Source organism: Gramella sp. KN1008 (assembly GCF_004332155.1).
Lineage (GTDB): Bacteria > Bacteroidota > Bacteroidia > Flavobacteriales > Flavobacteriaceae > Christiangramia.
In genome coordinates this window covers 108071-132662 of sequence record NZ_SJDV01000002.1, presented here as the reverse complement: position 1 = coordinate 132662, position 24592 = coordinate 108071, and the positions used below count along the sequence as shown (strand labels likewise).

Sequence of the window (24592 nt, the reverse complement as noted above, 5' to 3'; positions counted from 1 at the left end):
TTTAAACGGCTTTTAAACTAAGATCCATATTGTGTACAGAATGCGTAAGGGCCCCGCTAGAGATAAAATCTACACCACATTCGGCATAATTTCTCGCAGTTTCTAGGGTTATGCCTCCACTGGACTCAGTAAGGCACTTCCCATCGATAAGTTCAACAGCCTTACGCGTTTCTTCATAACTAAAGTTATCTATAAGTATCCTGTAGATACCTTCAGATTTTAAGATCTCCCTTATCTCTTCCATGTTTCGAGCCTCGACTATGATCTTAAGCTCAAGTCCATTTTGCTTCAGGTATTCCTTTGTCTTTTCTATCGCTTCTGTCACTCCCCCCGCAAAATCTATATGATTATCTTTTAGCATGATCATATCATACAATGCGAAACGATGATTCTCTCCTCCACCAATCTTAACCGCCCACTTTTCCAAAGCGCGAATCCCAGGCGTAGTTTTTCTTGTATCCAGGATCCTGGTACGGGTGCCTTCAAGTTTTTTAACGAACTCAGCAGTCTTCGTTGCTATTGCGCTCATTCGCTGCATTGCGTTTAACACCAGCCTTTCAGCTTTTAGTATACTCTGCGAAGAACCTTCCAAAAAAAAAGCGATATCGCCACGTTTTACCGGATCCCCGTCTTTCATCAATACTTCCATTCTCATCTCTGGATCCACATATTGAAAAACCTTACGGGCGAAATCAACCCCTGCCAGGATTCCCTCATCCTTTACAAGTAGTTTGGCTTTGCCAATGGCATTTTTAGGGATACAGGCCAGGGAACTGTGATCTCCGTCTCCAACATCTTCCCTGATCGCGTTTTTTATTATGATTTCAATTTCTTTTTCGAATTGTTCCGGTGAGATCATTTTCTCTGCTTATTTTTGTAAATGTAGTAAAGTCTGTACTAAAATCACGGGATGACCATAAAATTAGTCTGTATAGGAAAAACAGATAAAAAGGAACTTGAGGAGCTTATCAGCATCTATTCGAAAAGGCTTCAGCATTATATCAAATTTGAGTTTGAGATTATCCCCGATCTCAAAAAGACCAAAAACTTGGATGAGAATCAGCAGAAATCCAGGGAAGGAGAACTCATACTTTCTGGAATAGAAAGTTCAGATTTCATCGTTTTATTGGATGAGAATGGAAAACAATTTAGCTCTGAAAGCTTTTCAGAATATCTTCAGAAGAGAATGAATACAGGCCTTAAAAGACTGGTCTTTGTGATTGGCGGCCCTTATGGTTTCTCAGATGAGATATACAACAGGGCCAATTCCAGGGTCTCTCTTTCAAAAATGACATTTTCCCATCAAATGGTAAGACTGTTCTTTACAGAGCAGTTGTACAGAGCTTTCACTATCTTAAAGAACGAACCATATCACCACCGTTAATTCAAAGTCTATGAAATTAGTTTTAGCTACCCATAATAAGAACAAGTTTATCGAGATAAGAAGCCTGCTTCCGGAGCATATAGAACTACTGTCGCTTGATGATATAGGCTGTAAAGAGGATATAGAAGAGACCGGCGACACGATTGATGAAAACGCAATCATTAAGGCCGAATATGTTAGAAATCATTACGGATATGACTGTTTTGCCGATGACACAGGCCTTGAGGTGGAGTCCCTGGCCGGCGCTCCCGGGGTATATTCAGCCAGGTATGCCGGAGATGAGAAGAATGATGAAGCCAATATCAGCAAATTGCTTAATCAGCTGGAAGAGCGCAATGACAGGACCGCCCGCTTTAAAACTGTGATCGCATTAAAGCTGAATGGGCATGAGAATCTTTTTACAGGGATTTGTGAGGGTAGTATTATCAATGAAAAGCGAGGTAACAACGGTTTTGGTTATGATCCTGTATTTTTACCAAAAGGTTACGATAAGACATTTGCTGAAATGAATCTGGAAGAAAAATCCAAAATAAGTCACCGGGCTAGAGCCTTTAGAGCACTGGTTGAATATTTATCCCAGTAAACAAGAGGTGTAAGCTAGATCCCCTCAACGACAAGTGTATATTAATAATTTGAATTTCAGGTTTTTAATTTAAAAAATCATCAAAAAGTTCGAAACCAGAAATAAAAGTGTACATTTGCCGCTTGAAAAATTCCTCAGGGTGAGGATGTGTTGCTGGAAGTTTAGGTTTAAGTATGTCGATTCGCTTCTTATGTAACACTTACATATCATAATCGAATACTTACATAAAAACGAATGAACGCATTCCAAAAACTTGGACTGGACACAGACGTGTTGCAGGCCATTAACGACATGGGCTTTGAAACTCCAAGTGAAGTCCAGGAGAAATCAATACCAATCTTATTAGAGCAGGAAACCGATCTTGTAGCGCTTGCGCAGACAGGAACCGGAAAAACCGCTGCTTTTGGTTTTCCACTTATTCAGAAAATAGATCCTGATTCAAAAAAAACACAGGCATTAATACTTTCACCAACCCGTGAATTGTGTTTGCAAATCACTAATGAGCTTAAAAACTACTCAAAGTACAAAAGATCTGTAAACGTTGTTGCCGTATATGGTGGTGCCAGCATTACAGAACAGGCCAGATCCATTCAGAGAGGCGCACAGATCATCGTTGCTACTCCCGGAAGGATGCAGGATATGATAAGAAGAAACCTTGCGAATATTTCTTCTATAGACTACTGTGTACTCGACGAAGCAGATGAAATGCTTAACATGGGGTTCTATGAAGACATCAAAAGTATTCTGTCTCATACTCCCAAAGAAAAGAAGACCTGGTTGTTCTCTGCTACCATGCCGAAAGAAGTGGCTAAAATCGCTTCAAAATTCATGAACAATCCTGTAGAAATAACCGTAGGCTCAAAGAATACTGGTGCTGAGAACGTTTCTCACGAATATTACCTGGTTAACCATCGTAATCGTTATGAAGCTTTAAAAAGGCTTTCAGATGCTAATCCAGATATCTTCTCGGTCATTTTTTGCCGAACAAAAAGAGATACCCAAAAAGTCGCTGAAAAGCTTATCGAAGACGGCTATAATGCCGCTGCACTTCACGGGGACCTTAGCCAGAATCAGCGCGATCTGGTAATGAAAAGTTTTAGAACCCGCCAGATCCAGATGCTGGTCGCGACAGATGTTGCTGCAAGAGGTATAGACGTTGATGACATCACACATGTTATCAACTATCAGCTGCCAGATGAGATTGAAACCTATACTCACCGAAGTGGTAGAACTGGTAGGGCCGGTAAAAATGGGGTATCCATGGTTATCATCTCTAAAAGTGAAGTTAGAAAGATCAGAACCATAGAAAAGATAATCCAGCAGAAATTCGAGGAAAAGGAAATACCTGACGGTATGGAAATCTGCAAGATTCAGCTTTTCCACCTGGCGAACGATATCCGAAAAACGGAGATCAACCACGATATAGATCCTTATTTACCAGCCATCAATGAGGTACTTGAAGGATTTTCAAAAGAAGAACTCATTAAGAAGTTCTTTTCGGTAGAATTCACGCGCTTTAATAATTATTATAAAAAAGCTCCAGATCTAAGTTCTGAGGCTGCAGGAGGAAGACCGGAGGTTTCTGAAGGTAATACAAGATATTTCATCAATGTTGGCTCCAAAGACGGTTTTGACTGGCAAAGCCTCAAAGACTTCCTTAAGGAAACACTTAATCTTGGAAGGGACGATGTCTTTAAGGTAGATGTAAAAGGAAGCTTCTCCTTCTTTAATACAGATGAGACACATTCAGAACTCGTTCTGGCAACCTTTACAGAATTTCAACACCAGGGAAGGTTCGTGAATGTAGAGATTACCAAGGACCAGAGTTCAGACAAAAAAGGAAAGCGCGGAAAGCGTAAAGGAAGAAGAGACGGTAGTCCTAAAAGCTATAATGACAAGGGCAATTTCGGGAAAAGAAAAGGTTCTGAGAAAAGGGAGAAGAAAGGCAGAAAAGGCAGCAGGAATAAGAATATTGAAAATTCTATAAAAAGAAGAAGAGCAAAAGCTTAATCAAATAAATAAATGCCAAACTTAAATCCATAAGTTTGGCATTGTTTTTATGAGGATTTTATATTTTTAGGCCCAGTTGTTATGAAAAAGACCTTTTTAATATTTTTTCTTCTCTTTTCGGGATATCTATCGGCTCAGGATGTGGTCTCAGGAACTGTTATGAATGCCGCAAACGATAAGCCCATTGAGAATGTTCATATTGTAAACCTCAACCAGGTTAAAGGTGCGGTGACTGACGAAAACGGCGAATTTCGACTCCAGGCTACCGTAAATGATACATTGTACTTTTCATATCTGGGATTTAGATCTATACGAGTAAGAGTTACGAACGACTGGCTGAAGTATGGAAACGTGAAGGTTAAAATGACCGAACTTGGTTTCGCGCTGGAAGAAGTAACGGTTAACTCTATGAACCTTACGGGTTATCTGGAGATCGATGCCAAGAATATTCCTATCTATGATAACAGGCGATACAGTATTTCGGGTCTTAATACGGGTTACGAAGGAGGAGATTCCTCTCCAAGCGCGGTTACAAAAGCACTTAGTTCCTTATCAAACCCTGCCGATCTGGTTTATAACATATTCGGGAACAGGCCACGCCAGATGAAAAAGCTTCGCCAGATGAAACAGGATCAGAATATCAGGGAGCTTTTAAGGAACAAATTTGACCGTGAAACCTTAATGGCGTTGCTTCAGGTTAACCGTGCAGAGATTGATGAGATCCTTAATAATTGTAATTATTCAGAAGATTTTATGAGGTCAGCCAACGATCTGCAGATACTTGATGCGATTAGCAGCTGTTATGAAGAGTATAAAGTACTTCAGAAAAACTGATCAACGCTCTTCCAGTATCTTTTTTAGATTCTTAAGGCCTTTCTCAAAATTTTTCCCCAGTTCTTTTTCGGGAGAATGAAACAGGCTGATTATGGTTAGGGGAAATGCCAGATGACCCCTCACGCCCCACACCATTTTGGTCTTTTCCGGCTCCAGTTCCTTTACTCCAATGTAAGTAAGCGCATTTACCTTTACAGGTTTAATAAAAAGGATCTTGGTTTCAAAGATTCGTCCTTGTCTGGCTTTTACTATTCTCTGTATGCCCTCGCCTACCTTTTTATTCCCTTTCCAATAAAAACTTGCACCTACCTTTCCATCTTCCCCCTTATATTTCATAACGGCTTCAGGATCTCTGGAAAACCAGGGGTTCCATAAAGGCTGTTTTTTTAACTGTCTTACAAAGTTATAAACCTCTTCCCTTGGCTTATTGATCACTACGGTACGGCTCACGTCATAATCTTTCCTCGCCCATGCATGCAAGAAGGCAAAGAAGGTTATTACGGCTATAATCAGATAAAAGAATAATGTCATTTGGTTGGCATTATGGGCGGTAAAAAGTTACAAATTATTACTGATTCAAAAAGCGTTCAATGATCTGATCGGAATTTTTTATAGTTTTCCGGGTCCAGTCCATCCTTATCTGGACCTTTTCCTCTTCACTCAAACGCCAGTCTACATCAGACTTTTTAAGCTTTTGAGTAAGTACATGCAGGGTTATGGCTGCCGCGACCGAAATATTCAGGCTTTCAGTAAAACCAACCATTGGGATTTTTACGGTAGCGTCTGCCTGTTCCAGTACCTCATCTGATAGACCTTCTTTTTCCGTTCCAAAGAAAATAGCTGCAGGGGAACTGATATCAAAATCATCCAGCAAATGGGAATCATGATGTGGACTCGTGGCTACGATCCTGTACCCTTTTTCCCTTAAACTACTTATACATTCCCTGGCTGAATTATACCGATTAATGTCTACCCATTTTTGAGCACCCATAGCAATCTCCTTATCAATTCTTCGCGGAAATTTCTCTTCTATAACATGGAGATTCTGGATACCGAAGACATCACAACTTCTTACTACAGCACTGGTATTATGAAGTTGATAGACATCCTGGCAAACGAGCGTAATATGATTGGTACGCTCTGTAAGTACTTTTTCGAAAAGTGCTTTTCTTCTTGGTGTTAGATAATCCTGAAGATAATGTAGTAGTTTCTCATTGATCATAGGAGTGTAAAAATATAAAAACCCGGCGTACGGCCGGGTTTTAAAATTAAATTATTACTGGATTAGCTGCCGGCATTTGCTCCTATGTCTCCCTGGGCAACAATAACATCCAATTGGTCAGCACTTAGGTGCACATTAATATAACCATCATATACTATAAGCTCATCATAGGTAATCGCTGCTTCCGCATCAGTTTCTGAAATGGCCGTCATACTCATACCGGTAGCTCCATCCACCGAATTTAGACTAATGGCAATAGCTCCCGGTGCATCAGCTACAGATCCCATATGTATGTGGGCCGGGTGAGAACCATCTTCGGGAGTCCCTTCAATGTTCAGAGTGATAAGGGTTTCTCCGCTTATTCTTTCTTCGAAAGTAGCTGTACCACTTATTCCTTCAACATCTTTGGTATTAAGATCATAGGTCACAGATTCACCGGTGAGCACATTCTCCCCAATATCTCCCTGGGCTACTATGGTTTGAAGAGCATCAGCACTTAGGTGAACATTGATATATCCATCAAAATTCACTACTTCGTCATAGGTAATAGAGGTCCCATCATCCATTTTACTAATGGTAGTGGTGCTCATTCCGGTAGCTCCATCTACAGGTTCCAGGCTAATTGCGATTCCTCCACCTTCTGCGGCAGAATTAAAATGGATATGGGCAGGGTGCATATTTCCTTCTGAAGTACCATTGAGATCAAGCTCTACTACGAACGAACCATCCTCATTCTCTGTGATAGTTGCATCTCCCGACACTCCTGAATCACCTATGGCATTAAGTTCATACACCTCTGAATCTCCTTCGAATGGTGGGGTAGTTCCATCGTCGTCATCACTACATGCAACCAGGGTTGCAATACTCAACAGCATTAAGAATACTCTCTTCATTTTCATAATATTTCATAATTAAAGTTCCTTTCTAAGTTGGCAATTCCCTGCTTTTGTTGCGTGAAAATTTTGCTAAAATCCTTGTATTTCGGCTAACTTTAACTTCACGTTACCATTTATATCAAAATAAAACCGTTTATCTTATTTTAATTAACTTTTGTCCAAGCTTTAAAATAATATGGAAAGGATCTGCGTGTTAACAGGAGCCGGTATAAGCGCCGAAAGTGGAATAAGGACCTTTAGGGATGCCGATGGATTATGGGAGGGTTATGATGTTATGGAAGTAGCCTCCCCTATGGGATGGGCAAAAAACAAAGAACTGGTGCTGGATTTTTACAATCAGCGACGCAGGCAATTGCTTAAAGTTAAACCCAATGATGCTCATAAGGCTCTGGTAAAACTGGAAGAAAGATTTGATGTTCAAATAATCACTCAGAATATAGACGATCTGCATGAAAGGGCCGGAAGTAAAAACGTTACCCATCTGCATGGAGAGTTATTAAAGGCCCGAAGCACTTTCGATGAGGACCTTGTGATGGACTGGCGAAAAGATATCTGCATAGGTGATTTTTGCGAACATAATTCCCAGTTACGTCCACATGTGGTTTGGTTCGGGGAGGCTGTACCTATGTTCCAGCGGGCTGCCGAAATAACCAAAAAAGCTGATATACTCATGGTAATAGGAACTTCAATGCAGGTATATCCCGCTGCGGGTCTCGTAGATTTTGCTCCTCCCAGTATTCCCATCTATTTTATTGACCCCAGACCAAACATCACCGAAAGCGGCAATCTTGAAATTATTGAAAAGAAGGCAGTAGAAGGGGTTCCAGAAATTGTAGAAAGACTCCTGAACAGAAATAACAAGGTCTGAGAATCGGAAAGAGGAACGGTACTGCTCATATTTTCAGCCTATCAAAAGCAAGTACATCATGAAAATGCAGGAGGAGTTTTATAGTAAATTTTGAAGCGGTATCTTTACTGTTTTAATTTTTAAAAATAGAACATGACATCCCTATCGGCAGTATCACCCATAGACGGACGCTACAGGTCCAAAACCAGAAAACTTTCGGCCTACTTCAGTGAAGAAGCACTAATAAAATACCGGATCAAAGTAGAGGTTGAATATTTCATTGCTTTGTATGAGCAGGGTTTACCTCAGCTGAAAGATGTTGATCCTGAAAACTTTTCCAAGATCAGGGAGCTGTATGAAAACTTTACGTCTCTTGACGCGCAGGCAGTAAAGAAGATCGAAAAGGTAACTAATCACGATGTAAAGGCTGTTGAATATTACCTGAAGGAGGAATTTGGCAAACTTGGAATGGAAACTTCAAAGGAGTTCATTCATTTCGGACTCACCTCCCAGGACATTAACAATACAGCTATTCCATTAAGCCTTAAAGATGCGATCATCGATGTATATCTACCCGCATTAAATGAAATCCTGGCGAAACTGGAAGAAATGGTTTCTCAGTGGAAGGATATTCCATTACTCGCCCGAACACATGGCCAGCCGGCGTCCCCTACCCGCCTGGGGAAAGAGATCGACGTATTTGTAGTAAGAATTAAAGAACAGATCAAATTACTGGAAGAAATTCCGCATGCCGCTAAATTTGGCGGAGCAACCGGAAATTATAATGCTCACAAGGTTGCCTACCCTGAAACTGACTGGAGGCAATTCGGGCAGAATTTCGTGGAGAATAAATTGGGATTACATCACTCCTTCCCTACCACCCAGATTGAGCACTACGATCATATGGCTGCTCTTTTCGATGCCCTTAAGCGTATCAATAACATCTTTATAGATCTGGACAGGGATATCTGGACCTATATTTCAATGGATTATTTCAAGCAGAAGATCAAAAAAGGTGAGATCGGTTCTTCAGCCATGCCTCACAAGGTCAATCCAATTGATTTTGAGAACAGTGAAGGGAATCTGGGAATAGCAAATGCCATATTTGAACATCTGGCATCAAAACTTCCTGTAAGCCGTCTTCAGAGAGATCTAACAGATAGTACGGTGTTAAGGAATGTTGGTGTTCCTATTGGACATACGATCATCGCTTTCAAATCCACCCTCAAAGGATTAAACAAGCTATTACTGAATGAGGCCAAACTGAACGAGGATCTTGAGAACAACTGGGCTGTAGCTGCAGAAGCCATTCAGACCATTCTTAGAAGAGAGGGATATAAAAATCCTTATGAAGCCTTGAAAGGGCTCACCAGAACAAATGAAAGGATTACAGAAAAAAGTATTTCAGAATTTATAGATCAGCTTGATGTCTCAGACAATATCAAGAAGGAACTACATGAAATAACTCCTCAGAATTATACAGGGATATAAATTAAAAAAGCCCCTAAAAGGGGCTTTTTACTTTCAACTAATTAAATCTACTCTTTAATAGTAGCATCTTTTTCAGTAGAAACAGTATCAACTCCTGTTTCACTTTTCACCTCCATTTTTACGGAGTCTTCCTTTTTATCAATTTCATCTTCAAGGATCCCGCCAAGTCCTTTAATCCCTTCCATATTAATATCATCCTTATCCAGAGACTTCATCAGTTTAATGATCTTCTCGGGGTTCATATTCTCCCCTAGTACCCGTGCGAGTCCAAGGCCTTTCTCATCGTCATATCCATACACAATGAGTTCGTCTATAGCATCATCTTCACCTGTAAAATACATTTCAGCCTTCCGGTTACCTCCGCCATACTTCATCAATAACTGGTATCTTTCGTCCTGAAAAATCTCATCCAGTCTGGCCTTTTCCTCTTGGAATTTTTCTGGATGCTGATCTGCCCTTAAAGCAAGTACGTTAACCTTCTTGATACTTTCCATAGTAGTTCTCTGCTCTTCATCAAGGGCTTCAAGATTTGCGAACATACTTGGCGGGACATCAAGAGCCAGAAAATCTGTATCCTCCTGGTTTTCCACATAATATTTCTGAAGCGATTTTCCGTCATCACAGGATGAAAACACAGCCACAAGGATAAATACAAGTAAAAGTTTAATAGTTTTCATGGCTTATGATTTTTTATTGGCTTTTTTTAATTCTTCGGCACCGGGAACTTTAAGGTCCTCGGCTAATTTGTACAATTGCGAAAGATTGATATTTCCTTTAATATTAAAGATTAAAGATATAGGTTCACCGTCCTCTTCACCCTCCAAGAACATCAGTAATTCCTTCACGTAATTGTCAGTGCTCCCTGCAACAAAATAGAATTTAATGGTGTTTCCCGATTCTTTTACACTCATCAATTCACTAAAAGGTTTTTTGCCAAGATAGGAGTTAACATCGTTAGACATCATTTTTCTAATTTCGGGTTTGCTGGTCTTATAGATCTCTATCTGTTCCAACCCATCGATCAATTTTTTATATGCTAAAGATTCAGGATCATCCCCCAGTTCTATTTTATTGGCCATTTTAAAGGCCTGTGGAGATACCGTGAACATATCCACGCCAGATAATTCTTCGTATTTAGCAAAATTTTGCGCGAAGTTCATCACAGGTGAAAAACCTATAAGAAATATAATTATTATTCTTTTCATAGTTTCTAGTATTAATCAGTTTTTAAAATTTTGTTTGTAGTCTTATTAAATTCTTTAAGGTACGCAAGGTTTGCAGTTCCTTCATTCATCAGCTGGGAAACCATATTTAAGGTCTCTTTTGTCTTTTCCAGCGCCAGTTCTTCATCACTTATTGTTCCTAAATCATTATCATTAAGCATTCGTGACGAATCATTAAAGAAAAACACACCTAAGGCGACGATGAGAATGGCGGCGATAGAGGTCCAGGAATACCATTTTCTACGGTTTTTATGTGATTTGATCCCGGGATTGCTTTGCATTGTCTCTTTTTTCTGGTTTGCTGAAAACATGAAAATAAGCTGATAGGATCTTAAATGCTCCGGCACATTCTCATTTAGGAAATACTCTCTGAGTAAATTTTCCTCAGCCAGTGAAGTCTTACCATCTTCATAGCGCTCCAGCAGTTTTTCAATTTTAGCTAATTCCATAATTGTGTTTCTTTATTAAGTTTTCTCTGATTGCTTTTCTCGCTCTGGAGAGAGCCACACGGATAGCCGTCTGGTTCATTTCCGTGATCTCTGCAATCTCATCATAGTCATATTGTTCAATATCTCTTAATTGAAAGATCATCTTCTGCTGCTCAGGCAGGGTTTCAACGATCTTTTGCAACCAGTCCATTTCGTCACTCAATTCCACTTTGGTTTGTAGCGATGTCGCATGACTTTGATAATTCTGATGAACTATCCGTAAATGGCTATTCTGTTTGGATTTTAACTGGTCCAGACAGTAGTTCTTGGTTACCGTCATAGCAAATGCCTCTACATTGGCATAATGCTTGATTCTTTCCTTACGGCTCCATAGTTTAAGAATAACCTCCTGAGTGGCGTCTTCGGCCGCTTCTTTAGACGTAAGTAACCTTAGCGCCAGGCGATACATCTTATCCTTAACAGGATCTATAATATTCAGGAAGGTGCGTTCTTTCATATGGTTTTTGGTTGGTTTATGAAACCTTCTCAACTTTACGACGAGTCATAAACAGTTTTGTTACAATTAATTTTTAAATTATAAGATTGTAGCTATTTTTAGAAAAAAAATTGTTATAACCCATTTTTAACTTATGAAAGTATATAAATATTTACTACTGTTCATTCTAACCGGAGGAATATTGGTCTCATGTTCCAAGGATGATGTAGATGACAGCCCGGTAACCGGAGAAGAACCTAAGGATAATCTGGAATTGGAAATCAAAGATTTTATCTGGAAGGGGATGAACTTTATTTATCTCTATAAAGACAATGTAGAGGTTCTTCAAGATGATTATTTCACTACACAAGCAGAATTAAATTCTTATTTAGAAGACTGGAACAATCCAGAAGATCTTTTTTATGATGGCTTAGTTTATAAGTATGGAGATGTAGATGAATTCAGTTTTATGGTTGATGATTATGAAGCTCTTGAAAATAGTTTTTCAGGCATCCGTACCACTACTGGAATGAATATAGGGGCAGGACCGGTTTGCGAAACCTGTAACAACTGGTTCATTGCCGTTAGATATGTTGTTCCTGGTTCCCCAGCCGATGCAAAAGAAATAAAAAGAGGTATGGTTTTTACTGAAGTAGATGGAACAAAATTCACTTCCAGTAATATTAATCAATTATTGTCAAATGAAACCCTGAATCTAACCTATGGAGAAATCCAGGAAAATGGGGTTGTAAGTACAAATGAAACTGTCACACTGACCAAAGTAACCTTAACCGAGAATCCTATCCTGGTTGCTAAAACTATAGATCTTGATGGAATAAATGTTGGTTACCTAATGTACAATAGATTTACTCACGATTTTGATAAGGAGCTGAATGATGCATTTGGACAGTTTAAAGCTGATGGTGTAACTGAGCTAGTTTTAGATTTAAGATATAACCCTGGTGGAAGAGTAACGTCAGCAGTAGATCTGGCCAGTATGATTACTGGACAGTTTAAAGGTGAAGTACTTATTCGGCAGCAATGGAATAGTGATTGGCAGGCAGCGTATGAGAGTCAGAATCCGGAGGCACTCCTGGATAAGTTTGATGATATGATTTTTGACGGAGATGAATCAGATCCGGGACATGAAGATCACACTCCTATGCCTATAAATAGTCTTAACCTGGATAAGGTATATATTATTGCTACCGCATCATCGGCTTCTGCCAGTGAACTTGTGATAAATGGACTGGCGTCCCATATAGACGTAATACATGTTGGCACCAAGACAGTTGGTAAAGTACAGGCTTCGGTTACATTGTATGATGGTGACGTACCTTACTGGACTAAAGAAAATGTAAACCCCGATCATAAGTATGCAATTCAGCCATTGATATATACTTCTACCAATAAAGATGGAGAAGCTTACCCTGATGGTTTGATCCCGGATATTGAACAGCAGGAGTATGTTAGTACTTATGGTGTATTAGGCGATCCATCGGAGCCTCTTCTTGCTCTGGCCCTTAATGATATTCAAAGCAATACAAGGCTACAGCAGGCATTCGAGAAAAAAGGAATACTTTCTGAATTACCTTATGACGGCAACTCTAACGATCCAGTTTATCAAAGAATGTATGTAGACGACCTCCCCTTACTTAAAGATAAAAAACCGGGAGTAAACTTTGGAAAAGAATAATCCTGAACTGAATACAAATAAACCCCCGCTTTTGTGGGGGTTTATTATTAATTAATCATTGAAATAAATGCCATTGGGATTCACACCTACAGAAAACTGATCGGATAAATTACCATTCACCAGATCATAAATATAAAGTGTACCATCTCCGGTGAAATCAGCATTTGGCGATGCTACATATACTTTCCCGTTATGGATCCCAAAACCGTATAAAAATGCCGGCTCTTCAAGTTTAAATTCAGAAGTTGGCTGCTTCGTATTCATATCATAGCTAAATAGCGTTTTTCCAATGGTTAGGTAAGCATTATTTCCTTCCAGGTTCAGATTATCGGGATGAAGGCTCCTGTCCTGAAAATCAAATTCCTCCGTAACCTGATTATTAGTAATATCGATCCTGGAAAGTTTCCCCGCTGTCTCTGTTTCTGCATATGACGGTTTACCACCTGATAAAACCCAGAGGTCATTTCCTTCCAGTACCATTGAATTGGGAAGATCCCCCACCTCTATTTCAGTCTCAACTTCATTATTCGGAGTATTAATAACAGAAACTATATTGTTATAAGAAAAACCTCCTTTATGGGCCACAAATACTTTATCATTAGCAGCCAGAACTTTTTCCGGACCTTCAGCCACGGAAATCGACTTTAGAAATGAAAAATCTGAAAGCTCAAAAACAGCCACAAAATCATCATCAGGATCCATCCCGTCACCCCAGTTGCTAACGTAAATCTTATCGTTTACCACTTCTGCATAGCGCGGATTCATAAGTTCAACATCTATCGTGGCGATGCTTTCAAAAGTATATCGATTTACGATCTCTAACTTGTTGGACGCATTCACAACTATTATTGCAAATTCTTCATGCATTTTGATATTCTGGGCAGTATCTCCAAGATCACGGCCGTTAATATTAAAAAAGATACTGCTCTGCATTTCTTCCATATCACTGTCAATAAAGCTAACGGAAGCATTGCCACGTCCATAATTTCCTTCATTCAGGATAAGGATACCAGACTGGAATTCGGCTTTTTCTTCGAGCATTGGGCAACAATCGGTATCCTTTTCACAGGAATTAAAAAGGAAAACAAAGGATAGTAATAAGTGCTTATAATTCATAGTTAAAATTTGATAGTTAGTGATGTATTAAAGGACCTTCCGGGCATAATACGGGAAGGCAGACTTTGGTATTTTTCATTAAAAAGGTTATTTACCCGAAATTCCAGTCTTGTTTCGGGCGTTTTGGTGATCGCATATCCTGCTCCCAGGTTGACAAGTTTATAAGAATCCAGCTCGTACTTGTTGTCTGAGGAGGTATAGATACTTCCGTTATAAAGAGATTGTAAAGAAAAAGACAGATCTCCAATTTCATAACCCGCAGAAAATGTAAGTTTATGTTGCGGAGTATAAATCAGTTGTTTGTCACTTTCCTGATTTATAGATCGGGTAAATGCATAATTTCCGCTTATTCGTATGGGATTCTGACCAATATTCGTAAACCAGCTGGCGAATGATTCAATTCCGTAATTATGTACACTGGAAGTATTCAAAGGGCGCCACATACCATCTTCACCCGGGATCCAACGGATAAGATCATCAATATCCATGAAATAGGCCGTAAGATTGAACTGAAAGTTCTGAAACCTGATCTCATTTCCGATCTCTCCTTGTAATGAAGTTTCGGGATCCAGTTCCCTATTTCCTCCTGACTGCCAGAATAGATCATTGAAAGTAGGAATCCTAAAATTCCTGGATGTATTAATGCGAAGAAGATAATTTTCTGAAAACCGAAAATTGACACCGGCTGAAAACAGTAAAGGAGAATCGTAATTATCGGTTAGTTCCTGCCGTAGGCTTAGCTCATAATTCAATTTACCCAACTCATGACTCCACAAACCCGAAAATCCTCCGACTCTTCGTTCTGCATTTTCTATACCCGAACCTCCCCCATTAATATTGGTATAATCGGCAATGAAATTCAGTTTGATGTGAGAAGACACCTCGTATCCCAGATCATATTTCACGATCCCGGTATCAGCCTCCCCAAAACTGAAATTATCAGAATTCCTGTTCTCATAATATTTGAACTCTTCCCGTATCCAGGCAAGCTTCAGACTGCTTGTGAAACTTCCCAGGAAGGATTTCCATTCAAACAGATTTCTTGAATTTCTATCTTCATATTTACTGTTGGATGGAAGATTCAGAGTCCCCGAAAAACCACGATCTCCCTGATAATAATTCGAATAGAACTTCAGAATATTTGCATCATTCAGCCATCCGGCCAGGGAAGTGTTCAGGGAAACATTGTAAAAATCACCATTTTCATTCTGCTTATCGGTGCCGAGGTATTTATAATCATTTTCTGAACTGATTCCGGAAATAGCGATATTCAAACTGGTCTTTTCATTGGAAAAACTGCCATTATAATTGGCCTGATAAGTGTCAAAACTACCATAACCCAGTTGCAGATAATTCTCCCGCTCTTCTTCAAAACTAAAATCATTATTCAGATGAATGGTGCCGCCAATGGCTCCGCTTCCATAAACCACACTCCCACCACCCGGCCTTAGACTTATATTATCAAAAACCTGCGTATTGATGGTATTAAAATCGGTCTGTCCGGTAAACTGGGAATTGATATTGATCCCGTTCCAAACCAAAGCTGTCTGTGCTGCTCCCGTTCCACGCACCGATACTGAGGATACCATTCCGTATCCATTTTCCCGGAAAAAGAAAGGAGAATTGAATTTTAATAAAGTGGTAAGCAAAGGCTCATTCTGACGGATCAGCGAATCCCCAAGCTCTTTTACAAACTGACCTTCCGAATTCTGTTTCAGCTTTACATCGCTTAAACGAACTTCATCAAGCCAGTTAATGGAATCAGTCTGGGCCACCGCACTATAGCAGCAACAAAAGAGGATGAAAATAAGATGGTATAAGTTTCTGTTCATAATCTGCCGACCTTTATCCCGAAAGTCACTCGATACTAGTTTGAAATTCAGGCAGGTCTCCTGGCTTGCGTACTGCAATTCACCTTCCCATCTACCGGAGGCAGACAGTGGTTTGAAGAATTATTGCAGCCATCCGCCACGGGCGGACAAAGCGTACAGTTGCGGGAACAGCTCAGGCTTATGAAGTAGAATTAAGAAATTAGAATTACAAATTCCAATTTTCTTATAAGGCGATTCAGTTATTTGAAAAATTCGTACTTCCAAATTCCTAAATCGTACTTCCCCTGATTCCCTTTTAATCCACGCAGAAATAAATCGGCGCTGAACCAAAATTTCAATGCGAAAATAAACAAATATGTTTAGCAGTAAGATCAAAAAGTTAAATAATCTTACTTTTGAACTCCAAACAACCGGTTTTGAAAAGAATAGTTATCATATTTCTTATTCTGGGATTCGTTTCCTGCCAAAATTCAAAAAAGACTGAATCGCCACAAGTTGAGAAAGGCGAGAAAGTTGAAATTGAAGATGCAAAAGGATTTAGTATCATCAAATTCGAAAATTACAGCATTTTGAAGGTGAACACTCCCTGGCCGGAAGCAGAGGATCCCTTCATATACCTTCTTTCTGAAAAGAATGCTGAAATTCCGGAAAAGCTGAAATATGATCAAAAAGTTGAAGTTCCCGTGAAAAACATCGTGGTTACATCTACAACGCATATTCCTGCTCTGGAAGCTTTAAATGAAGAAGAGAGGTTAGTAGGTTTTCCCGGCCTTAATTATATCTCTTCAGAAAGAACCCGGAAGCTTATTAATAATGGAGAAATTTCGGAACTGGGCCAGAATGAAAATATAAACACCGAAGTCCTTATAGACCTCTCGCCAGATGCGGTTATTGGCTTCGCTATAAATGCATCGAATAAAAGTTTTGAGACCATTCAGAAAACCGGGATTCCCGTTATTTATAATGGAGACTGGACCGAATCAACGCCTTTAGGAAAGGCTGAATGGATAAAATTCTTTGGGGCTTTATTCGGAAAGGAAAAAAAAGCCGGGGAAATATTCAGGGAAATAAAAAATGAATACCTGAGTGCAAAGGAACTGGCAGCAACCAGTGAAGAAAAGCCAACGGTGATTGCAGGATCCATGTACAACGACAAATGGTATATGCCTTATGGAAATTCATGGCAGGCACAGTTTATAAAAGATGCGAATGCCGATTACCTCTATTCAGACACCGAAGGGGACGGAAGTTTATCTCTTGCCTTTGAAAGTGTGCTGGAAAAAGCTGAAGACGCCAAATACTGGGTGAGTTCTGGTCAATTCATCTCTTACGAGCAACTTTACAATGAATCTGAACATTATAAAAGGTTTAAAGCTGTAAGGGATAAGAACGTATACAGTGTAAGTCTTTCAAGCGGCGAAACGGGCGGAATCACATTTTATGAGCTTGGTCCGCAAAGGCCGGATCTTATTTTGAAAGACCTTATTTCAATATTTCACCCAGACCTTTTAAATGATCACAAACCGGTATTCTACAAACCGCTTAAATAATGCTGAGTCAGAGAAAATATACTTTCGCGCTTATCATATTGTTTCTGGCCGTAATTCTCACCGGACTGTTCAATATCAGTTTAGGTTCGGTAAATATCCCGGTTGCCGATGTCACCTCTGCCCTGCTGGGATTTGAGGTTGATAAGGATACCTGGCGATATATCATTCTTAATTACCGGCTACCGAAAGCAATTACAGCGATCATAACCGGATCTGGTTTAGCGGTTAGCGGACTTTTAATGCAAACCCTTTTCAGAAATCCGCTGGCAGGCCCTTATGTGCTTGGATTAAGCAGTGGAGCAAGTCTGGGAGTCGCTCTCGTTTTTATGGGAGCATCAATATTTGGAGCCTCCTTCGCTGCTATCCTATTATCCAAATGGAGCCTGGTGATAGCTTCAAGTCTGGGAAGTTTACTGGTTCTATTCGCCGTTATCCTGGCTTCTATCCGCTTAAGAGATACGATGGCAATACTTATCATAGGATTGATGTTTGCGAGTCTTACAGCTGCTATAGTTAGCGTTCTGGCATACTTCAGTCCTGCATCGCAGCTGCAGCAATATGTTTTCTGGTCTTACGGAAGCCTTGGAAACCTCAGCTGGAATGAAGTTATTATCCTTGGTTTGTTCTGGATTATCGGAATTTTGATCAGTATTGGCAGCATAAAGAATCTGAATTCCCTGTTGCTGGGGGAACAATACGCACGAAGCCTAGGAACGAATATCAAAAGGAACCGTTTTATGATCATCATTGCAACCAGTTTACTGGCTGGGAGTATCACGGCTTTTGCCGGGCCTATTGCCTTTGTTGGTCTGGCCGTTCCCCATTTGGTAAGACAGGTAATCCCATCAGCCAACCACGTAACTCTGGTTCCGGCTGTGATATTTGGTGGTGCGATCTTAATGCTTATCTGTGATATCATCGCACAACTTCCGGGAAGTGAATTCAGTTTACCCATAAATGCGATAACTTCGCTGATTGGAGCTCCCGTAGTAATATGGCTTCTGGTAAGGAAAAGAAAATTTAATTTTTAAGTGAGTACCGAATCTTCAAATATCGTTTTGAAAACCGATAACCTGAGCATAGGTTACCGAAAGAAAAATGACACCCATATCATCGTTTCAGGAATCGATATTGAAATAAAAGAAGGTGAGCTTGTAGCGGTAATTGGGGTCAATGGCGCAGGAAAATCCACTTTATTAAGAACTTTAAGTGGGATACAGCAAATACTTAGAGGAAAGGTGTTTATATCTGAAAGTGATTTGTCAAAAACCGATGCTTCCGAGCTTTCGAAGAACATCAGTCTGGTACTCACAGAACAGCTGATCTCAAAAAATCTTAGCGTACTGGAACTGGTGGCTCTTGGCAGGCAACCATATACCAACTGGATAGGAAGACTGAACAAAAAGGACCTTAAAAAGGTGATGCACGCCATCAGGCTGGTAAATATTGAAGATATAAAGAACAAAAAATGCCATGAACTAAGTGACGGGCAGTTTCAGAAAGTGTTAATCGCCCGGGCCCTGGCTCAGGACACCTCACTTATAATTTTAGATGAACCCACCACTCACCTGGACCTTTATCACAAAGCTTATGTGTTAAAATTATTACAACAACTTAGTCGTGAGACCAACAAAGCCATTCTGTTTGCTTCTCACGAGATCAACCTGGCATTACAGCTATGCGACAAGCTACTTATTCTGAAGGATAAAAAAGCTCTTTTTGGAAAACCTCTGGATCTCATCAATTCTGAAGCTTTTAATGATCTTTTCCCCAGTCATCTTATTCATTTTGATAAAGCCTCTTCAAGTTTTAAAATCAAATAAGCTTCATTTCTGCACTATTCAATTTTAGAATCGGTTCGGTTTATAAATTTTTACCGACTCCCTTCTATAAAATTCTTAAATAAGTATCTTTGGGAAAACCTCGAATTTCATGAATGAATATCTTCTCATTGCTTTAATTTTCCTTGTTGCCTTAGGGATAGGAATCTATATAGGAAAGCTTATTTCAGGGCTGAAATCCAAAAACGAGACCGGAAGACTGGAAGAAAGAAACTCTCAACTATCTCTTCAGATAGAAGAGCTTAAGAATCAGATTAATAATGATTTAGAAAATCATAAGTCCGAGATCCAGCAGCTTAAGAACGAAGCTCATACAGATATAGAAAAAATTGAGAGAGAAAGGGAAGAAATAAGAAAAGAGAAGGAAAATATCAGCCTGCAACTAACCAGGAAAATCTCAGAATTCAATAATCTTCAGGAAAGAAATGAAGAGCAAAAAGCGGAGGTAGAAAAACTTCAGGAGAAATTCACCAAGGAATTTGAGAATCTTGCGAATAAAATACTTGATCAGAAATCGGAGAAGTTCACCACTCTCAATAAGCAGAATATTGAAAATATTTTGGATCCGCTTCAGAAGAAGATCAAGGAATTTGAAGAAAAAGTAAATAAAAGCGATTCCGAATCTGTAAAAAGACATGCTGAATTAGGTGAGAAACTGAAATTCCTTAATGAGCAAAGCCTGAAAATTAGTGAAGATGCTACCAACCTCACCAAAGCTCTGAAAGGCGACACCAAAATGCAGGGAAACTGGGGTGAGATGGTTCTGGAAAGAGTTCTAGAAAGAAGTGGACTTCAGAAAGACAGTGAATATTTTGTTCAGCAAAGTTTCAATACCGAGGAAGGCAAAAGAGTGATGCCTGATGTGATTATCCATCTCCCGGGCGAAAAGAAAATGGTGGTAGACTCCAAAGTCTCTCTGAATGCCTACGAACGCTATATTAACGAGGCAGAAGAAGATGAGAAATCGAGCCATTTAAAAAACCACCTTATTTCTGTTAGAAACCGTGTGAATGAGCTTAGCAATAAGAACTACCATTCGCTCTACCAGATGGAAAGTCCCGATTTCGTATTGCTTTTCATTCCTATAGAGGCTGCCTTCGCGATCGCGTCCAATGAATACCCTGCACTTTACAGCGATGCTTTCGAGAAAAACATCATTATTGTAACACCAACTACCCTGCTGGCTGTTTTAAAGACCATAGACAGCATGTGGCAGAACGAGAAGCAGAAACAGAATGCGATACAGATCGCAACCCAGGCCGGAGCCTTGTATGACTCGTTTACTAACCTTACCGATGAGCTACTTAAACTAGGAAGACAGATTGGTACCGTTCAGAACTCCTATGAAGGTGCTATGAAGAAGCTTACCGGCAAAGGAAACCTTATTAGAAGGGTTGAAAAACTAAAAAAGCTGGGCGCAAAAGCAAGCAAACAGATGGATCAAAAACTACTGAACCGCGCTGAAGTTGAAGATGAAGAGGAAGAAGAATCTGAAAACCCGACATTGAACCTTAGATGAGAAAAATTATATTATTAGTAGCGCTGAATTTTTATTTCTTTCAGCTCCATGCCCAGGATATCTACTTCCCTCCTGCCGGAGAATGGCAGGAAAAATCAACTTCAGAATATCAGCTTGATTTCTCTGAGGCAGTCGAATTCGCCAAAAATAACGAATACTCCGGATCAAAAGACCTGCGACAGGCAATTCTAAAAGGTTTTCAACATGAACCTTATCACAAAATCCTGGGGCCTACCAAGAGAAGAGGCGGCCCGGCGGGAATGATACTAAAAGATGGATATCTGGTCGCGAAATGGGGAGACACCAGAAGAGTGGATATGACCTTTAGTGTGACCAAAAGTTTCCTTTCTACTACAGCTCTTCTTGCCAGGGATAAAGGTCTTATTACCGAATTCAATGAGCCGGTGATCAATTATGTATGGGACAACACTTTTGAAGGAGAGCATAATTCCAAGATCACCTGGACGCACCTGCTTCAGCAAAATTCAGACTGGAGCGGGCAGCTATGGGGCGGATTCGACTGGGCCGACAGACCGCCCCAGGATCAGAACATAGATCAATGGCGATCCAGAGAACTGCATGAACCAGGTACTCACTTCAAATACAATGATGTGCGTGTAAACGTACTCGCCTACTCTTTACTGAATGTTTTCAGAAAGCCACTACCAAAAGTTTTGAAAGAGAATATCATGGATCCTATCGATGCCTCACAAAGCTGGAGATGGTTTGGGTACGAAAATTCATGGACCACCATAGACGGACTAAAAATGCAGTCGGTAAGCGGCGGAGGGCATTCCGGCGGCGGAATGTTCATAAATACCGAAGATATGGCCAGGTTCGGACTTCTTTTTATGAATAACGGAAAATGGGGTAAAAAAGAACTGATCCCAGAAGATCTGATATCTGAAGCTATGCAGGCCTCCAGTACAAATCCAAATTATGGCTATATGTGGTGGCTGAATTCCGAAGGGGACCGCCATATGGAAAATATCGATGAACACATCTTCTATGCTGCAGGCTTTGGCGGAAATTTTATCGTTGTGGACCAGAAAAATAAAATAGTAATAGTGATCCGATGGCTCGAACCTTCCAGACTGGAAGATTTCCTCAATTTAGTTTATAAGAACCTCTAAAGATGAAAAAGACCTTAGCTTACATACTGGGTGGCGTTTTGATCCTATGGCTTCTGTACTACGCCTTCATCTACTTCGTTCCGTACAGCGAAGGCACCAGAAGCGGTGAACTTATCAAGTTCAGCCGAAAGGGTGTTATTTCAAAAACCTGGGAAGGCGAGATAAGCCAGGGAATAAGCGGGGCTCAGATATTCCAGTTTTCCGTCCTTGATAAAGACGATGATGTGATAAAGAAGCTACAGGAATACGAAGGTAATTATGTAAAGCTCACTTATATTGAGCGTTTTGACACCTTCTTCTTCTGGGGTGATACCAAATACTTTATAACCGAGGTGGAAAAGAGCGAGAGTCCCCATTTTAGAAAATAACTATGCAGAAAGATTTTAAGACCGTAGAAGAGAGTCATGTTGTAATTTCGGAACTTATGCTTCCCTCCCATTCTAATTTTAACGGGAAGATCCATGGAGGTTATATTCTCTCATTACTTGACCAGATCGCTTTCGCCTGCGCTTCCAAGCATTCCGGCGCCTATTGCGTAACCGCCAGTGTTGATACCGTTGATTTTCTAAGACCTATTGAAATAGGTGAACTGGTTACCATGAAGGCCTCAGTAAATTATGTAGGTCGCAGCTCTATGGTGATAGGCATTCGAGTGGAAGCGGAGAATATTCAGACAGGGGATAAAAAACACTGCAATTCTTCTTATTTCACTATGGTCGCAAAGGACAAAGAAGGAAAATCCATTGAAGTGCCGGGACTTATTCTTAAAAACGACAATGAAATAAGACGCTTTGCCAAAAGCATCAAAAAGAAGAATATGAAAAAGAAAAGGGTCCAGGAATTCCTGGAAACCGATTTTTCTTCAGATAAATACTTCCATCTCCTGGAAGATCATAAAGTAAAATTAGAAAAAGAAGCTTGAGGTCCCACGGATTTATACTAGCCATCTTTATCGCTATCGGGATCGCATATTTTTATCCGGAAGGCACCATGTTACTCCCTCTTAAGACCATTACCGATATTGGGATTGGACTTATTTTTTTCTTTTACGGCCTGAAACTGGCACCCGCCGAATTCAAAGCCGGTTTGTTAAATTACCGGGTACATATCATCATACACCTTACCACCTTTATAATTTTCCCCTTGGTATGCCTGGCCTGTCTGCCCCTCTTTGAAGATGGGCTGAGATCTGACCTATGGATCGCTCTTTTTTTCCTGGGAACACTCCCTTCCACTGTTTCATCCTCGGTAGTTATGGTAGCACTGGCAAAAGGAAATTTACCGGCAGCCATATTTAATGCCAGCCTATCCGGATTAATAGGAATCGTGGCAACACCATTATGGATAGGTTTTATGCTGGAAAAGACCACTGACTTCGATTTTCTTGAAGTGTTTCAGAAGTTATTTCTGCAAATTATCCTGCCACTGGCAATTGGATTGTTTCTTCAGCGATATTTCGGGAATATGGCCAGGAAATATAGTAAACAATTGAGTCTGTTCGACAAAACAACCATAATCCTGATCATCTACTCAAGCTTCAGTAATTCCTTCACCTCAGAGCTTTTCAGCACTGTAGCTGTAGACGAACTAATCAAAATGGCTGCTATCGTCCTGGCATTATTTTTCCTGGTATTCTTAGGTCTTGCCTTATTCAGCAATATGATCGGATTGAATACTGAAGATAAGATCGCCGCCCAGTTCTGCGGAACCAAAAAATCCCTTGTTCACGGCTCAGTAATGGTAAGGGTGATCTTTGGAAATACGGCAAGCTCAGGATTATTACTACTGCCTATTATGCTCTACCATTCCGCACAATTAATACTTGTGGCCTGGTTCGCCGAAAAATACAGGAAAAGGGAAATGACGTGAACTAAGCGATCAGGGTTGCAGGTAAAGAGCGATTTCTGCAATATTAAAAGTAAAAAGTATCCAGCCAATTATCAGAAATAATCCTCCCACCGGGGTGATCGGGCCGAGGAGTTTTAATTTCTTTCCTCTTGAATCGCTATAAGTAAGGGCGTAGATACTGAAGGAAAACAGAATTATCCCTATGATAAAGCACCATGCCGTGAGCACCTGGCCAGTTTCAGTAAAAGGAAAGACAATTCCGGAAATAATTAACATGACTGAATGATACATCTGATACCTAACCCCTACCTCAAAGCTTCTCAATTGATCATCATTAAACGACCTTCTTAACGCATGAGCACCAAAGGCGCCTAAGATAACTGAAAGGGTTCCTAATATACCGCCAAAAATCAATATCATTTCCTTCATAAGTTAACACGTATTTTAATTTATTATAAAGTAAAAATGTATAATGCCAATTTAAAATCTCAAACAGATTCCAGTCACATTGAGGAGAGTCAATAGTTTAAAAAGGTCCCGGCTCAACTCGACGTGACAATTTTAACCCCTGCTAACATTAAAAAAATGTTGCGCCCCTAAAATAAAAAAGTCATTTTGAATGAAAAAAGATTTTCGAATGTAC

At 40.1% G+C, this 24592-nt stretch carries 26 protein-coding genes and 1 riboswitch; of the genes, 15 read left to right on the top strand and 11 right to left on the bottom strand.

Going from position 1 to position 24592, the window contains the following annotated elements; genetic code table 11:
- Nucleotide 1 precedes the first annotated feature (1 nt).
- Entirely contained in the window at nucleotides 2-859 is an 858-nt protein-coding gene (gene nadC / locus EZJ28_RS03805; protein WP_131395114.1) for a carboxylating nicotinate-nucleotide diphosphorylase, read from the bottom strand.
- Between the two features lie 51 nt (nucleotides 860-910).
- Here nadC and rlmH point away from each other — a divergent pair, with 51 nt between their 5' ends.
- From rlmH to EZJ28_RS03785, 4 genes are all read left to right on the top strand, one after another.
- Entirely contained in the window at nucleotides 911-1384 is a 474-nt protein-coding gene (gene rlmH, locus EZJ28_RS03800) for a 23S rRNA (pseudouridine(1915)-N(3))-methyltransferase RlmH (protein WP_131395112.1), read from the top strand.
- A 10-nt stretch (nucleotides 1385-1394) separates the two neighbouring features.
- Nucleotides 1395-1967 carry a non-canonical purine NTP diphosphatase gene (locus EZJ28_RS03795; RefSeq protein ID WP_131395110.1) on the top strand — a complete coding sequence of 191 codons (573 nt, stop codon included), beginning with the start codon at nucleotides 1395-1397 and terminating at the stop codon, nucleotides 1965-1967.
- 234 nt (nucleotides 1968-2201) lie between these two features.
- Nucleotides 2202-3977, top strand: a complete 1776-nt coding sequence (locus EZJ28_RS03790) for a DEAD/DEAH box helicase (protein WP_131395108.1) — start codon at nucleotides 2202-2204, stop codon at nucleotides 3975-3977.
- A gap of 81 nt (nucleotides 3978-4058) precedes the next feature.
- A complete protein-coding gene (locus tag EZJ28_RS03785; protein ID WP_131395106.1) occupies nucleotides 4059-4811 on the top strand; it encodes a carboxypeptidase-like regulatory domain-containing protein in 753 nt (250 codons plus the stop codon).
- Here EZJ28_RS03785 and EZJ28_RS03780 read toward each other — a convergent pair whose 3' ends face one another.
- The 3 genes from EZJ28_RS03780 to EZJ28_RS03770 all read right to left on the bottom strand — a co-directional run bounded on the left by EZJ28_RS03780 (nucleotide 4812) and on the right by EZJ28_RS03770 (nucleotide 6926).
- Nucleotides 4812-5342, bottom strand: a complete 531-nt coding sequence (locus tag EZJ28_RS03780; protein WP_131395104.1) for an SRPBCC family protein — start codon at nucleotides 5340-5342, stop codon at nucleotides 4812-4814.
- Nucleotides 5343-5379: 37 nt separating this feature from the next.
- Nucleotides 5380-6033 carry an RNA methyltransferase gene (locus EZJ28_RS03775; protein WP_131395102.1) on the bottom strand — a complete coding sequence of 218 codons (654 nt, stop codon included), beginning with the start codon at nucleotides 6031-6033 and terminating at the stop codon, nucleotides 5380-5382.
- A gap of 62 nt (nucleotides 6034-6095) precedes the next feature.
- On the bottom strand, nucleotides 6096-6926 hold the full coding sequence (locus EZJ28_RS03770) for a CHRD domain-containing protein (RefSeq protein WP_131395100.1): 831 nt from the start codon (nucleotides 6924-6926) through the stop codon (nucleotides 6096-6098).
- A 178-nt stretch (nucleotides 6927-7104) separates the two neighbouring features.
- Here EZJ28_RS03770 and EZJ28_RS03765 point away from each other — a divergent pair, with 178 nt between their 5' ends.
- Together EZJ28_RS03765 and purB are read left to right on the top strand one after the other, a co-directional pair.
- Nucleotides 7105-7797 (top strand): NAD-dependent deacylase, encoded by a 693-nt coding sequence (locus tag EZJ28_RS03765; RefSeq protein WP_131395098.1) that lies wholly within the window; start codon nucleotides 7105-7107, stop codon nucleotides 7795-7797.
- Nucleotides 7798-7929: 132 nt separating this feature from the next.
- Nucleotides 7930-9267 (top strand): adenylosuccinate lyase, encoded by a 1338-nt coding sequence (gene purB / locus EZJ28_RS03760; protein ID WP_131395096.1) that lies wholly within the window; start codon nucleotides 7930-7932, stop codon nucleotides 9265-9267.
- A gap of 47 nt (nucleotides 9268-9314) precedes the next feature.
- On the opposite strand, the gene EZJ28_RS03755 is transcribed toward purB, so the two are convergent.
- From EZJ28_RS03755 to EZJ28_RS03740, 4 genes are read right to left on the bottom strand one after another with little or no spacing between them, the layout of a single operon-like run.
- Nucleotides 9315-9944 carry a DUF4252 domain-containing protein gene (locus EZJ28_RS03755; protein ID WP_131395094.1) on the bottom strand — a complete coding sequence of 210 codons (630 nt, stop codon included), beginning with the start codon at nucleotides 9942-9944 and terminating at the stop codon, nucleotides 9315-9317.
- A 3-nt stretch (nucleotides 9945-9947) separates the two neighbouring features.
- The gene (locus tag EZJ28_RS03750; RefSeq protein ID WP_131395092.1) at nucleotides 9948-10472 is read right to left on the bottom strand and encodes a DUF4252 domain-containing protein; all 525 of its coding nucleotides are present in this window, start codon (nucleotides 10470-10472) and stop codon (nucleotides 9948-9950) included.
- Between the two features lie 11 nt (nucleotides 10473-10483).
- Nucleotides 10484-10939 (bottom strand): hypothetical protein, encoded by a 456-nt coding sequence (locus EZJ28_RS03745; protein WP_131395090.1) that lies wholly within the window; start codon nucleotides 10937-10939, stop codon nucleotides 10484-10486.
- Entirely contained in the window at nucleotides 10926-11435 is a 510-nt protein-coding gene (locus EZJ28_RS03740) for an RNA polymerase sigma factor (RefSeq protein ID WP_131395088.1), read from the bottom strand. The genes EZJ28_RS03745 and EZJ28_RS03740 overlap by 14 nt, the downstream gene beginning before the upstream one ends.
- A 133-nt stretch (nucleotides 11436-11568) precedes the next feature.
- On the opposite strand from EZJ28_RS03740, the gene EZJ28_RS03735 reads away from it, so the two are divergent.
- Complete coding sequence (locus EZJ28_RS03735; RefSeq protein WP_131395086.1) at nucleotides 11569-13110, top strand: S41 family peptidase; 1542 nt, start codon at nucleotides 11569-11571, stop codon at nucleotides 13108-13110.
- A 51-nt stretch (nucleotides 13111-13161) separates the two neighbouring features.
- Here EZJ28_RS03735 and EZJ28_RS03730 read toward each other — a convergent pair whose 3' ends face one another.
- Together EZJ28_RS03730 and EZJ28_RS03725 are read right to left on the bottom strand one after the other, a co-directional pair.
- Complete coding sequence (locus EZJ28_RS03730; RefSeq protein ID WP_131395084.1) at nucleotides 13162-14226, bottom strand: YncE family protein; 1065 nt, start codon at nucleotides 14224-14226, stop codon at nucleotides 13162-13164.
- A 2-nt stretch (nucleotides 14227-14228) separates the two neighbouring features.
- A complete protein-coding gene (locus EZJ28_RS03725; RefSeq protein WP_131395082.1) occupies nucleotides 14229-16058 on the bottom strand; it encodes a TonB-dependent receptor in 1830 nt (609 codons plus the stop codon).
- Between the two features lie 32 nt (nucleotides 16059-16090).
- Nucleotides 16091-16404, bottom strand: a riboswitch (cobalamin riboswitch).
- A 70-nt stretch (nucleotides 16405-16474) separates the two neighbouring features.
- Between EZJ28_RS03725 and EZJ28_RS03720 the strand changes: the two genes are divergently transcribed.
- The 8 genes from EZJ28_RS03720 (at nucleotide 16475) to EZJ28_RS03685 (ending at nucleotide 23970) form a co-directional block, all read left to right on the top strand.
- A complete protein-coding gene (locus EZJ28_RS03720; RefSeq protein ID WP_131395080.1) occupies nucleotides 16475-17608 on the top strand; it encodes an ABC transporter substrate-binding protein in 1134 nt (377 codons plus the stop codon).
- On the top strand, nucleotides 17608-18639 hold the full coding sequence (locus tag EZJ28_RS03715) for an iron ABC transporter permease (RefSeq protein WP_131395078.1): 1032 nt from the start codon (nucleotides 17608-17610) through the stop codon (nucleotides 18637-18639). Before EZJ28_RS03720 ends, EZJ28_RS03715 begins: the two co-directional genes overlap by 1 nt.
- Nucleotides 18640-19431 (top strand): ABC transporter ATP-binding protein, encoded by a 792-nt coding sequence (locus EZJ28_RS03710; protein WP_131395076.1) that lies wholly within the window; start codon nucleotides 18640-18642, stop codon nucleotides 19429-19431. It abuts the gene before it with no gap.
- Nucleotides 19432-19540: 109 nt separating this feature from the next.
- Nucleotides 19541-20968, top strand: coding sequence for a DNA recombination protein RmuC (gene rmuC, locus EZJ28_RS03705; RefSeq protein ID WP_131395074.1), 1428 nt, complete (start codon nucleotides 19541-19543; stop codon nucleotides 20966-20968).
- Nucleotides 20965-22101 (top strand): serine hydrolase, encoded by a 1137-nt coding sequence (locus EZJ28_RS03700; RefSeq protein WP_131395073.1) that lies wholly within the window; start codon nucleotides 20965-20967, stop codon nucleotides 22099-22101. Before rmuC ends, EZJ28_RS03700 begins: the two co-directional genes overlap by 4 nt.
- Before the next feature lie 2 nt (nucleotides 22102-22103).
- Entirely contained in the window at nucleotides 22104-22469 is a 366-nt protein-coding gene (locus EZJ28_RS03695; protein ID WP_131395071.1) for a 6-phosphogluconate dehydrogenase, read from the top strand.
- Between the two features lie 2 nt (nucleotides 22470-22471).
- Complete coding sequence (locus EZJ28_RS03690) at nucleotides 22472-23023, top strand: acyl-CoA thioesterase (protein ID WP_131395069.1); 552 nt, start codon at nucleotides 22472-22474, stop codon at nucleotides 23021-23023.
- Entirely contained in the window at nucleotides 23020-23970 is a 951-nt protein-coding gene (locus tag EZJ28_RS03685; protein ID WP_131395067.1) for a bile acid:sodium symporter family protein, read from the top strand. The genes EZJ28_RS03690 and EZJ28_RS03685 overlap by 4 nt, the downstream gene beginning before the upstream one ends.
- Before the next feature lie 9 nt (nucleotides 23971-23979).
- On the opposite strand, the gene EZJ28_RS03680 is transcribed toward EZJ28_RS03685, so the two are convergent.
- The gene (locus tag EZJ28_RS03680; protein WP_131395065.1) at nucleotides 23980-24378 is read right to left on the bottom strand and encodes a DUF423 domain-containing protein; all 399 of its coding nucleotides are present in this window, start codon (nucleotides 24376-24378) and stop codon (nucleotides 23980-23982) included.
- Nucleotides 24379-24592: the final 214 nt, after the last annotated feature.